We start from the raw sequence: 11,532 nt of genomic DNA, 5'->3' as shown, positions 1-11,532 counted from the left end.
GCCCCAGTCCCGCATCGCCGCAGAGCCGGGCGATCCCCCCCGCGCCACCGCCGATGCCGCCGGCGGCAAGCACCATGCCGGCCGGAGGCGGCACCGTGTCGCGCACCGCGCCCTCGCCGGTGGCGATCACCGGCAGGCCGTGCGCCATCGCCTCGGCAAAGGCCATGCCGTATCCCTCGTAAAGCGTCGTCAGGGTGAAGATGTCGGCCTGCGCATAGAGCGCGTCGAGCGCCTCGCGCTCCAGCGCGCCGTGCAGGCGGACGCGGGCACCGAGCCCCAGCCGGCCGATTTCCGCCTCGATACCGGCGGCGCAGGCCGGATCGAACGCCGCGCTGCCGACGATATCGAGCCGCAGCGCCCGGTCGGAAAGGCGTGCGATAGCGGCAAGCAGCGTCGGATAGTCCTTGCGCGGGATCAGCGAGCCGACGGCGAGGAGCCGCAGCGGCCCCCCGTCGTCGTGGTCGCAAGGCGAGCGGTCCTTCACGCACTGGACCGTCAGCCCCGGTTCCAGCACGGTGATCTTTCCCGACGGCACCTTGAAACCTCCGGCAAGGGCGGCGGCGGTCGCATGGCTCGTCGTCACCACATGGCGGGCGAGCGCCAGCGCGGCGCGTTCGCTCGCCAGAAGCTCGGCCGCCCTGGCCGCCGGTATTCCGCTTTCATGGGCAAGGGGATGGTGCACCAGCGCGACAAGGCGCAGGCGTTCTGCATGCGGCCGCGCGACATCGGCCATCACGCCGAAGGCGAGCCCGTCGATCATCACCGCCTGGCCATCGGGAAGGCCGGCCAGCATGCGTTCGGCGCCGGCAAGCACGCGCGGCGCGGGCGCGGGATAGCCCTCGCCCAGCGAACGCGCATCGACCTGAATTCCGATGTCGCAGAGCGCGGCCAGCAGCTGCCGGTCGTAGACATAGCCGCCGGTCGGCGTCTCGAGCGCGCCGGGATAGAGGAAGGCAAGCTCCGCCCCGGTGCCCGGGCCGGTATCGGCGGCACCGTTCGCCGGCATCAGAGCCGGCCTTCGTACCAGGCCCGTGCCACGTGGCTTTCATGCAGCGTGACCCGGATCGCGGCAAGCTCGCCCCCCGGCCGGCCGAGCCGGTCGCCGCGTGCCGCGTCGGCCAGCGCCTCGAAGATGTGCCGGGTCAGGAACTCGGTCGTGGTGTTCTTGCCGGCAAAGGCGGGAACCTCGTCGAGGTTCTGGAAATTCAGCGGCTCGAGCACTTCCTTCAGCACCTCGTGCGCCCGTCCGATATCGATGACGATGCCGTTTTCGTCGAGCGTCTCGGCCATGAAGGCGGCATCGACCACGAAGGTCGCGCCGTGCATCTTCTGCGCCGGTCCGAAGACCGCGCCCTTGAAGGAGTGGGCGATCATGATGTGGTCGCGAACTTCGACGGCATGCATGGGACATGTCTCCGCTGGGTTGTATGTTTCGTCGGGTCGGTCGGCGCTCGCGGCGGCCGGTGCAGCGTCAGTCGTAGGCGATCGGCTGCGCCAGGGCCGCACGCCGGCCCGCCAGGACGTCCGGCAGGGCCTGTGGCGCGTCGATAAGCCGGATCGCCGGAGAAAGCAGGATATCAAGCACGGGATCACGCAGAAGTGACAGCGCCGTTTCCAGTCGCCGGCGATGGGTCCAGCGTGCCTGCCGCTCGGGCGGGATGCGGCCGACCTGGCTGGAGCGCAGCGTCAGCCGCTGGCTGTGGAAGCTCCCGCCGAGCGTGGCGGTGACGGGTTTCGTGCCGTACCAGCTCATCTCCACCACCTTCGCCTCGGTTCCCGCCAGCGCCAGCGCCGTGTCGAGCCCGGCCGGATGGCCGCTGGCATGGAAGACGAGATCCTGGCAGGCGGGGGCATCGGCCGGCATCGCGAAACCGGCGCCAAGGGCGCGTGCGACCTCTTCCTTCGCCGGATCGATGTCGACCAGGGTCACCCGTGCCCCGGGAAGTTGCGCGCAAAGCCGTGCGAGGAGAAGGCCGACGACCCCGCCGCCGACCACGGCAATGTGATCCCCCGGTGAGGCGTTGCCGTCCCATAAACCGTTGAGCGCGGTTTCCATGTTGGCCGCCAGGATCGCGCGCAGTGGCGGAACATCGGCCGGCACCGGGATCGCGGCGTTTGCCGGAATGTTGAAGAGGGACTGATGCGGATGGAGGCAGAAGACGGTTTCGCCGAGACGCGAGGCATCGCCGCCGACGATCTCGCCGACGCAGGCATAGCCGTATTTCACGGGGAAGGGGAAGTCGCCCTCCTGAAAGGGCGCGCGCATGCGCTCCCGCTCGCTTTCCGGCACCTCTCCGGCAAGCACCAGACGTTCCGTGCCAAGGCTCACCGCGCTCCACAGGGCACGCACGCTCACGCTGCCGGCATCTGGTTCGGGGATGGCCGCGCCGCGTATTTCCAGTTGCCCGGGGCCGACGGTCCAGAGCGCTTGCGCGGTCTGCGGAAATGTTTCCGGGATGTTGCGCTGCGTCACAAATCCTCCTTAGTCCAGCGCGACGTATAGCGCAACAGAACGGGCCGGGCATCCGTTGTCGCCGACCATCTGTCTACGAGGTTCTGTTTCATGTTCTACAGGAATTTGCCGACCTTCCTCAATCCGGACACAGCAGGCCAGGGCATTGCCGCGGCGGTTGGCGGGCAAGGCGAGCGCCTGGAAACCGGACCTGTCGACGCGCGCCGGCTGGCGCTGCGCCGGGCCGGCTTTCTGGCACTGGTGCTGGGCACCGTCGCTGCCCTGACCACCTTGCTGGGCGTGAGTTTCCGGGACAACGGCATCAGCTGGGCGGAGGCGCTGATGATGGCCTGCTTCCTGCTCACCCTGCCCTGGACGGCAATCGGCTTCTGGAATGCGGTCATCGGTCTGGCCCTGATGCGCCTGTCCCGCGATCCCGTGGCCGCCGTCTGTCCGCTCGCGGCGGGGGATCCGCATGCGGCCAGCCCCGCCTCCACCGCGATCCTCTCCTGCATCCGCAACGAGGATGTCGACGAGGTGTCCCTGCGCCTCGACGCGATGGCCGCCGATCTCGACCGCGCCGGCCGCGCCCCGGGCTTCACGCTCTACGTGCTCAGCGACACCGATGACGAGGAGATCGCGGCGCGCGAGGCACGTGCCTTCGCCGACCTCGCCACGCGCTGGGCCGACCGGATGCCGGTCATCTATCGCCGCCGTGCCGACAATCCGGGCTTCAAGGCCGGCAATATCCGCGATTTCCTCGAGCGCTGGGGCGCGGCGCACGATTATGCCATCGTGCTCGACGCCGACAGCTTCATGTCGGCGCGCACCATGCTCGACCTTGTCGCCAGGATGGATGCCAATCCGCGCCTCGGCATTCTCCAGACACTCGTCGTCGGCAGCCCGACGGTCAGCGCCTTCGCCCGCGTCTTCCAGTTCGGCATGCGGCTTGGCATGCGCTCCTACACGCTGGGCAGCGCCTGGTGGCAGGGCGATTGCGGACCCTATTGGGGGCACAATGCCATCTGGCGGGTAAAACCCTTCACCGAACATTGCGAGCTTCCCGTCCTGCCCGGCAAGGGGCCGCTGTCGGGCTGGGTGCTCAGCCACGACCAGGTCGAGGCGGTGCTGATGCGCCGCGCCGGCCTCGAGGTGCGGGTGCTGCCGGTGGAGACGGAAAGCTTCGAGGAGAACCCGCCCAACCTGCTGGAGTTCATCCGCCGCGAGCTCCGCTGGTGCCAGGGAAATCTTCAGTATCTCAAGCTGTTGCGCCTTGCCGACCTGAAGCCGGTGAGCTGCATCCAGCTGGTTCTGGCCATCCTGATGTTCGTCTCCGCGCCCGCATGGCTGACCTTCATGGCCACCGGCGCGGGCATCGTCGCCCTTGGCGGCGCGGAGCTGATCCGCTTCGAGGAAGTCTCCGGCTTCACGCTCTTTGTCATCGTCCTGACGATGATCTTCGCGCCGAAGATCGCGACCTTTCTCGACATTCTTGCCGATCCGAAACTGCGCCGCGCCTTTGGCGGCGCGCCGCGCCTTGCCGCAAGCTGGTTTGTCGAGCTTGTCTTCGCCGCCCTGATGGCGCCGGTCATCGCCGTTGCCGTGTCGCTCTTCATCGCGGGGCTTCCCTTCGGCAAGGCGATCGGCTGGGGCGCCCAGATCCGCGACAATCGCACCCTGCCGCTCGCCCTTTGTGCGGCAAAGCTCTGGCCGCAGACGCTGTTCGGCCTTGCCGGCTTCGCCTGGGTCGCCGCCTTCGCGCCAGGGCTCGTCTGGCCGATGCTGCCGGTGATCCTCGGTCCCGCATTGGCAATTCCCTTCGCCCGGCTGATGTCGGGCGCGGCGGCGGGGCGTCTGGCGCTTGCCTCGCGGCTCTGGCGCCTGCCGGAGGAATCCGTACCGCCGGACTGCCTGCTCCCCCTGCGCCTTCCGGCCCATGCCTCGCTCGGCGTTCGGTTCGGCCAGTCCGCGCCGCTCTTTGCCGGCGAGATGGCCAAGGCGGAGGCGTGAGGCCGGCCCTTCCCGGCACTGCCGGTTCCGGTCACGCCGATGTCGCGCCCGCGTGATCCCGGTTGACGTGTCCGTCGCGCGCCGTTGATTTGAACGGATCGGCGCACCGGCCCACCTTGGATGTGCCGGAGCGGCACGGGCCGCGAGCCGGGATCAGGGAGACATGCCATGCAACGCTCGCTCGCCGCACGGGAAGGAACCGCCAGTGTCTTTCCCCCGCTCACGCTCGCCACATTCGTCACGGCGCTGATCGCCGGCGTCTTCGCCGACGGCACCTGGGAGATCTGGGCGCGGTTCATCACGCCTTACTGGGTGGGCGGCCCGCTGCAACCGGCAGCCCTTGTCCAGTCGGTCTTCGGCTTCAGCAGTTTCACCCTGGCCGAGGTCGTCCATCTCGTCGTCGGCATCGTCTTCTACCCGCTCGGCTATCTCTTCATCGCCAGGCCGATCGCCGGCCGCTTCCTGCCCTTTCTGCCCTGGCCCGTCGTGGCACTCGGTTTCGGAGCCGGCCTTTGGGTCTTCGCGCTCTATGTCATGGCCCATCTCATCGCCGGGTTGCCGCCCTTCCTCGGCTTCATCCAGTTGACCTGGGCCTCGCTTGTCGGCCATCTGCTCTTCGGCCTGGTCACCGGACTTGTCGTCCGGCTGCGCATGCCCTCGTGATCTGTCGGCGCCCCGACGTGACCCGCGAGCGATCCACCCGCCAACGCGAGAGAACATGACGCTGCCTGATCCCGACACCGCCGCTTCCGCCGCAACCGGCGGAAGCGGTCCGCTTTCCGGCCTCAGGGTCCTCGACCTGTCGCGCATCCTGGCAGGACCCACCGCCACCCAGCTGCTCGGCGATCTCGGCGCCGACGTGGTCAAGGTCGAACGTCCGGGAACGGGCGACGACACGCGCGGTTGGGGCCCGCCCTTCCTGCGCGATGCGCAAGGCAGGGAGACGCGCGAAAGCGCCTACTATCTTTCCTCCAACCGCAACAAGCGCTCGCTCGCCGTCGACCTGGCCAGCGAGGCCGGCGTCGCGCTGATCCGCCGTCTGGCGCGTAAGGCCGATGTTCTGGTGGAGAATTTCAAGGTCGGCGATCTTGCCGGCAAGGGGCTCGGCTACGAGGTGCTTGCGGCGGAAAATCCCGGCCTGATCTACTGCTCGATCTCCGGCTTCGGCCAGGACGGGCCCTATGCCGGCCGCGCCGGCTACGACTTCCTCATCCAGGGCATGGGCGGGCTGATGTCGCTCACCGGTCGTCCCGACGCGGAGGGCGGCGAGCCGACCAAGGCCGGCGTCGGCATCGCCGACGTGATGTGCGGCATGTATGCCTCGAACGCCATTCTCGCGGCCCTGCATCACCGCAGCGCCACCGGCGAGGGGCAATATATCGACGTGGCCCTGCTCGACACCCAGGTCGCCTGGCTGATCAACCAGGGGGCGGCGTATCTCACCGATGGCAACGTGCCGCCACGGCGCGGCAACGCCCATCCGGCCATCGTTCCCTACAACGCCTATCCGGCGCGCGACGGCGCCTTCATTCTTGCGGTCGGCAACGACGCGCAATTCGCCCGCTTCTGCGAGGTGGCAGGCGAGCCGGAGCTTGCCCGCGATCCGCGTTTCGCCCGCAATGCCGACCGGGTCCGCAACCGCGCCGCGCTGGAACCGGAGATCGAGCGGCTGACAAGGACACGCGACAAGGCCGGATGGATCGCCGCGCTGGAAGCGGCCGGCGTGCCCTGCGGCCCGATCAACGATGTCGGCGAGGTGTTTGACGATCCGCAGGTCCGCCATCGCGGCATGCGCATTGCCATGGCGCACGAGACCCCGGCCACGGGCGAGGTCGCGCTGATCGGCAATCCGCTGAAACTCTCGAGGACACCGGTCACCTATCGTCATGCGCCGCCGCGCCTTGGCGCGGATGCCGCTTCCGTCCTCTCCGGCTGGCTCGGCCTTGGCGAAGGCGATATCGGGGAACTGGTGCGCGGCGGCGCGATTGTCACCGAAGACGAAGCGGGCAACGAGGCAGGAGACGACAAGGCATGACCAGCGGCGCGGATCTGATTGCGGCGAAGCTCCGCCAGGCGGGCTGCCGCCACGCCTTCGGCATTCCCGGCGGCGAGGTGCTGGCGCTGATGGGCGCGCTTGATGCCGCCGGCATCGCCTTCCATCTGGTCAAGCACGAGAATGCCGGCGGCTTCATGGCCGAGGGCGTCTGGCACGCCGAAGCGCGGGCCGGTCAGGGCGCGCCGGGCGTGCTGCTGGCAACCCTGGGACCGGGCGTTGCGAACGCGGTCAACGTTGTCGCCAATGCCTGGCAGGACCGGGTGCCGCTGATCTTCCTGACCGGCTGCGTCGACGCCGCCGAGGCGGAGACCTACACGCACCAGGTCTTCGACCACCAGCAATTGCTGCGCCCCGTCGTCAAGGCGAGCTTCCGCGCCAGCTCTGGCACGCTCTCCGCGATGATGGACAAGGCGATCCTCACCGCGATGGAGGGCCAGCCCGGCCCGGTGCATGTGGACATGCCCATCGGTGTCGCGGAAGCGGAGACGGACGAGAGCTTGCTTCCGTTGCCGGCCCTTGCCGATCCGAGCTATCTCGCGCCTGCGGGTGCCGGACTGGAGGCGGCCCGCGCGCTGCTGGCGGGGGCCGAACGGCCCATCGCCATTGCCGGCGTCGATGCGGTCAACGAGGGGGCGGGAACCGCGGTTGCCGAATTCTGCCGGCGCTTCAACGTGCCGCTCGTCACCACCTACAAGGCCAAGGGGCTCATCGACGAGGCGGATGCGCTGTCGCTCGGCGGGGCGGGCTTGTCGCCGCGCGCCGACGCGCATCTCCTGCCGCTGCTGAAGGCGTCCGACTGCATCCTGCTTCTCGGCTACGACCCGATCGAGATGCGTATCAACTGGCGCGATCCCTGGGCGCCCGGCGCGCCGGTGGTGGAAATCGCGGCCAGTCCCCGCCGGCACGGCATGCATTCCGTCCGCCACTTGCTCGCCTGCGGCGTCGCGCCGGGACTGGCGGCGCTGGGCGAGGGGCTGTCGCCGCGTCCCGCATGGCCGGGCGACGAGGTCGCCTCTGCCCGGGCTGCCCTTGCCGCGCAATTCGCGCCGGAGCCCTCCGGCTGGGGCCCGGCAAATGTCTTCCATACGCTGCGCGCCGTCCTTCCGCCCGAAACGGTCGCCACCGCCGACAGCGGCGCCCACCGGATCCTCGCCTCGCAGGTCTGGCGCGCCGGCTTTCCGCGCGCCATGCTGCAGTCCTCGGCCCTGTGCACCATGGCCTGCGCCCTGCCGCTCGGCATGGGGCACGCCCTCGCCGAACCGCAGCGGCCGGTGATCGTCTTCGTCGGCGATGCGGGGCTCGAGATGGGGCTCGGCGAACTGGCGACGCTGCGCGATCTTCGCCTGCCGGTCATCGTCTGCGTGCTCGTCGACGAGAGCCTTGCCCTGATCGAGCTGAAACAGCGCGCCGGCCAGAGGGCCAATGTCGGCGTCGATTTCGGCGGCACGGATTTTCCGGCGCTTGCCCGCGCCACGGGCGGTCACGGTGTTTGGGTGGACGACACGGAAACGCTCGCCCGCGAGGCCCGCGCCGCCCTTGACCGCGACACCTACACGCTGCTTGCCTGCCGCATCGGCCGGCGCGCCTATGACGGCAAGTTCTGAGGAGGCGTGACCTATTCCGCTGTTGCGGCCCGCTCGCCGATCCGTGTGAAGACCGCGTCGAGTTCCTCGGCAAGTTCTTTCAGCGCCGCGCCGCCCTCGTCCATGTAGGGAGCGAAGACGTGGCCCGGCGTTTTCCACGAAAGCGTCGCGCTGCCATCGTCGTTCTCCGTGACATAGAAGCGGATCGGCGCCTCGATGCCGGCGGCAAGGCTCGCTGCCAGCATCCGCCGGGCATAGTCGTTGCGATAGACGCCGAGGACCCGGTTACCGGGAATGGTGAAGCCCTGCATGGCGGCCCCGTCCGAGGCGCTCGCCTGGGTGACGAGGCCCATCTTCTCCGCGGCAACGGCCTTCTTCACCCGCTCGACCAACTCGGCGAAACCATGGCCCGTCGCCATCACCACCCAGCCCTCGCGCGGTGCGATCTCGGCTTTTGCGGGCAGGACAAGGAAGGCGAAGGCGGCGAGAAGGGCGAGGGTGGCGCGCATGACTGGGGGCATGATTGGGGCTCCGGCGGCAAAGGGCGGGTGATGGCCCGACCCTGACAGCCTTCGCCTGCCGGTGCGTTACACGTCCGCTTGAGCGGCGGTCACGATTTGCTGATGACGGCTCCGCCCGCCTCAGCCCATGCCGAGCCTGAGGCGCAGGCGCGTGCCGGCAAGGCTGCCGATGAAGCCGAAGACCAGCCACAGCCAGCCGTGCAGGGAGCCGGAGACGATGCCGCCGAGATAGGCGCCGATGTTGCAGCCATAGGCGAGCCGCGCGCCGTAGCCCATCAAGAGCCCGCCGATGATGGCGGTCGCCAGGTCCCGGCGAGACAGCTTCCACACGGGCGCGTATTTGCCGGCGATGGCGGCAGCCGCCATGGCGCCGAGCAGGATGCCGAAATTCATCACCGAGGTGGCGTCGGCAAAGACCGAGGCCTCCAGCGCCCCCTTCTGCCATTGCCAGTAGGGCCAGTCGGTGACCGGCACGCCGAAGAACTGCCAGATCTTGGCGCCCCACAGCGCAAAGCCCGAGGTGATGCCCCAGGGGCGGCCGAGCACGAGGAAGGTGGCGATGCCGACCAGCGCGATGGCGACCGCGCCGAAGACCAGCGACCAGGGGCCGGCAAGCACGGAGACGGTCGGTTTCGGCTCGGCGAGGCTGCCATGGGCGCGGGTCTCGACGCGCACGCTCCACAGGGCGATGAGGCCGAGCACGGCGGCGGTCGCCGCATAGGCGCCGAGCGGGCCGAACTCGCTGACCAGCGACAGGGCCGGCAGCTTGGGCAGCTGTCCCCACAGATGCATGTGCGGGGTCGCGGCGACCGAACCGGTGACGAAGGCGGCGAGGGTCACCATCATCCGTGTCGAGCCGCCGCCGGCGGTGAACAGCGTGCCGGAGGCGCAGCCCCCGCCGAGCTGCATGCCGAGGCCGAAGGCGAAGGCGCCGATCGCCGCCGCCACGCCGAAGGGGAAGACGAAACCGCCCGTCGGCATGCCGAAGGAGGCGCCCCAGGCGATCAGCGGAAACGAGACCGCCGAGGTCAGCAGGATCAGCAGGAACTGGGCCCTGAGGCCCCCGCCGCGCTTCTCCGTGACGATGCGCCGCCAGGCGGCGGTGAAGCCGAAGCTGGCGTGATAGAGCGCGATGCCGGCGAACCCGCCGATCAGCACGGCGAGGCCGAGCCGCATGCCTCCGGTATTGGCTGCGGCCAGCGCAACGGCCGCCAGTGCGGCGAGCGCCAGTGCCAGAACCGTGCGGTTGGCGTTCGATAGGGTCTTCGAAAGATTTTGGACGAGGGCTGTCATGCTCAATCGTTTACCGGTTTCCCGCCCGGCCCGAAAGGTATTCGTTTCCATCTCGCGCCGCGTGCGCGCAAGTCCGGTCCGGCGTTCTTGCGATCATTGGAACATGGATCCTTTCACGGCGAAGGGAACGGACACGGCTGTCACAAGTTATTGTGTATTGCTTGTCAACTTTGGCGGCGGAACACTTTGCGCAGACAGGGCGGGGGATCCGCGCCGTGCCGCGCCGCCTCCACGGCCCGACACGGCGCCGGCCCGACACGGGGATGACCCGACACGGGGATGGTGCGCGGACGGCGCACACATGACGACCACGCGGCCGAAGCGCCGCCGGCAGGATGGCATTGATGACGATCCTCGACAGCTACGGCTACCCGCTGACACTGGCACAGGCCTCCGCGCTTGAGCCCTGGACCGGCACGGTGCATGCGTTTCTCTCCCATGGCACGCGCACCCCTGACCTGATTGCCGAGACGCTCCGGCTCGATCCTCATTTCGCAATGGGCCATGCCGCCCACGGGCTGTTCTGCATGCTGCTCGGTCGGCGCGAGCTGGTCGACGTGGCGCGGGCGGACTGGAAAACCGCCGATGCGGCACGCGAGGCCGTCGGTGCGAGCGCGCGGGAGGCCGCGGTGGTCGATGCGCTGGCCGACTGGCTCGCCGGATATCCCTCGCGCGCCGCCGACCGTCTCGACGCGGCCCTTCAGGCGTGCCCCGCCGATCCGCTTTTGATGAAACTCGTTCACTCGATCCGTTTTGTGCTCGGCGATGCCGCCGGCATGCACCGCTCGCTGCAAGGCATCGCCCATGCGGTCGGCGCGGATCATCCCGCCCACGGCTATTTCCTGGGCTGCCGCGCCTTTGCCTTCGAGGAGACCGGCGACTACGGGATGGCCGAGCGGCTCGGCCGGCAGGCCGTCGCGCATGCGCCGGACGATGCCTGGGGGCTGCATGCGGTCGCCCATGTCTACGACATGACGGCGCGCGCCGATGCGGGGCGGCAATGGCTGGAGGCCAACACCGCCGCCTTCGCCCACTGCAACAACTTCCGCTTCCACGTCTGGTGGCATCTGGCGCTGATGTATCTCGACAAGGGCGACATTGCCCGCGTGCTCGACCTCTATGACGAGGAGATCCGCGCGGAGCGGACCGACGACTATCGCGATATCTCGAATGCCGCATCCCTGCTGGTGCGGCTCGAGATCGAGGGCGCCAATGTCGGCGGCCGCTGGGAGGAACTGGCACGGCTCTCCGAGGGGCGCGTCGACGATCGTTGCAACATCTTCGCCGACCTGCACTACCTGATGGCGCTCGAGGGCGGTGACCGGCGCGAGGCGGCCGACCGCCTGCTCGCCTCGCTCGGGGCCCATGCGGAGGAGGAGACCGACATGGGCCGTGTGGCCGGCAGCGCCGGCCTGCCGGCGGCGCGCGGCCTTGAAGCCTACGGGCGCGGCAATTTCTTCTCCGCCTTCCACCATCTCGACAAGGCGCGGCCGGCGCTGCGCTCGGTCGGCGGCAGTCATGCGCAGCGGGATGTCTTCGAGCGGCTGACGGTGGAGGCGGCGCTGCGCGCCGGTCTTGCCGGCGATGCCGAGCGGGTGCTGCGCGAGCGGTTGGCCC

10 protein-coding genes are annotated in these 11,532 nt (G+C 69.2%); 5 read left to right on the top strand and 5 right to left on the bottom strand.

The window, feature by feature from the left end; genetic code table 11:
* The 3 genes from ACN0T5_RS20030 to ACN0T5_RS20020 form a co-directional block, all read right to left on the bottom strand.
* Positions 1–1,006, bottom strand: a 1,006-nt coding sequence (locus tag ACN0T5_RS20030; protein ID WP_417770382.1) for a glycosyltransferase family 4 protein, incomplete at its 3' end; no start/stop codon positions are given.
* Positions 1,006–1,404 (bottom strand): 6-pyruvoyl trahydropterin synthase family protein, encoded by a 399-nt coding sequence (locus ACN0T5_RS20025; protein WP_417770381.1) that lies wholly within the window; start codon positions 1,402–1,404, stop codon positions 1,006–1,008. The genes ACN0T5_RS20030 and ACN0T5_RS20025, both read right to left, overlap by 1 nt.
* Positions 1,405–1,471: 67 nt before the next feature.
* The gene (locus ACN0T5_RS20020) at positions 1,472–2,473 is read right to left on the bottom strand and encodes a zinc-dependent alcohol dehydrogenase (RefSeq protein WP_417770380.1); all 1,002 of its coding nucleotides are present in this window, start codon (positions 2,471–2,473) and stop codon (positions 1,472–1,474) included.
* Between the two features lie 90 nt (positions 2,474–2,563).
* Here ACN0T5_RS20020 and mdoH point away from each other — a divergent pair, with 90 nt between their 5' ends.
* The 4 genes from mdoH to ACN0T5_RS20000 all read left to right on the top strand — a co-directional run bounded on the left by mdoH (position 2,564) and on the right by ACN0T5_RS20000 (position 8,122).
* The gene (gene mdoH, locus ACN0T5_RS20015; protein WP_417770379.1) at positions 2,564–4,462 is read left to right on the top strand and encodes a glucans biosynthesis glucosyltransferase MdoH; all 1,899 of its coding nucleotides are present in this window, start codon (positions 2,564–2,566) and stop codon (positions 4,460–4,462) included.
* A gap of 168 nt (positions 4,463–4,630) precedes the next feature.
* Positions 4,631–5,125, top strand: coding sequence for a hypothetical protein (locus tag ACN0T5_RS20010; RefSeq protein ID WP_417770378.1), 495 nt, complete (start codon positions 4,631–4,633; stop codon positions 5,123–5,125).
* 55 nt (positions 5,126–5,180) lie between these two features.
* Positions 5,181–6,497 (top strand): CaiB/BaiF CoA transferase family protein, encoded by a 1,317-nt coding sequence (locus ACN0T5_RS20005; RefSeq protein WP_417770377.1) that lies wholly within the window; start codon positions 5,181–5,183, stop codon positions 6,495–6,497.
* Complete coding sequence (locus ACN0T5_RS20000; RefSeq protein ID WP_417770376.1) at positions 6,494–8,122, top strand: thiamine pyrophosphate-binding protein; 1,629 nt, start codon at positions 6,494–6,496, stop codon at positions 8,120–8,122. Before ACN0T5_RS20005 ends, ACN0T5_RS20000 begins: the two co-directional genes overlap by 4 nt.
* Positions 8,123–8,133: 11 nt before the next feature.
* Here ACN0T5_RS20000 and ACN0T5_RS19995 read toward each other — a convergent pair whose 3' ends face one another.
* Both ACN0T5_RS19995 and ACN0T5_RS19990 read right to left on the bottom strand, forming a co-directional pair.
* The gene (locus ACN0T5_RS19995) at positions 8,134–8,622 is read right to left on the bottom strand and encodes a DUF302 domain-containing protein (protein ID WP_417770375.1); all 489 of its coding nucleotides are present in this window, start codon (positions 8,620–8,622) and stop codon (positions 8,134–8,136) included.
* Between the two features lie 120 nt (positions 8,623–8,742).
* Positions 8,743–9,915 (bottom strand): YeeE/YedE family protein, encoded by a 1,173-nt coding sequence (locus ACN0T5_RS19990; RefSeq protein WP_417770374.1) that lies wholly within the window; start codon positions 9,913–9,915, stop codon positions 8,743–8,745.
* A 344-nt stretch (positions 9,916–10,259) separates the two neighbouring features.
* On the opposite strand from ACN0T5_RS19990, the gene ACN0T5_RS19985 reads away from it, so the two are divergent.
* On the top strand, positions 10,260–11,532 hold a 1,273-nt coding region (locus ACN0T5_RS19985), incomplete at its 3' end, for a tetratricopeptide repeat protein (protein WP_417770373.1).

This window comes from Stappia sp. (assembly GCF_048261845.1).
Classification (GTDB): Bacteria; Pseudomonadota; Alphaproteobacteria; order Rhizobiales; family Stappiaceae; genus Stappia.
The sequence above is the reverse complement of the archived record's forward strand: the minus strand, read 5'-3'. Positions and strand labels throughout refer to the sequence as shown.

What these genes read in the sequence shown, in the direction of transcription:
- ACN0T5_RS20025 (WP_417770381.1), bottom strand. Translation starts at nt 1,404, where the DNA reads ATGCATGCCGTCGAAGTTCGCGACCACATCATGATCGCCCACTCCTTC.
- mdoH (WP_417770379.1), top strand. Translation starts at nt 2,564, where the DNA reads ATGTTCTACAGGAATTTGCCGACCTTCCTCAATCCGGACACAGCAGGC.
- ACN0T5_RS20010 (WP_417770378.1), top strand. Translation starts at nt 4,631, where the DNA reads ATGCAACGCTCGCTCGCCGCACGGGAAGGAACCGCCAGTGTCTTTCCC.
- ACN0T5_RS20005 (WP_417770377.1), top strand. Translation starts at nt 5,181, where the DNA reads ATGACGCTGCCTGATCCCGACACCGCCGCTTCCGCCGCAACCGGCGGA.
- ACN0T5_RS20000 (WP_417770376.1), top strand. Translation starts at nt 6,494, where the DNA reads ATGACCAGCGGCGCGGATCTGATTGCGGCGAAGCTCCGCCAGGCGGGC.
- ACN0T5_RS19995 (WP_417770375.1), bottom strand. Translation starts at nt 8,622, where the DNA reads ATGCCCCCAGTCATGCGCGCCACCCTCGCCCTTCTCGCCGCCTTCGCC.
- ACN0T5_RS19990 (WP_417770374.1), bottom strand. Translation starts at nt 9,915, where the DNA reads ATGACAGCCCTCGTCCAAAATCTTTCGAAGACCCTATCGAACGCCAAC.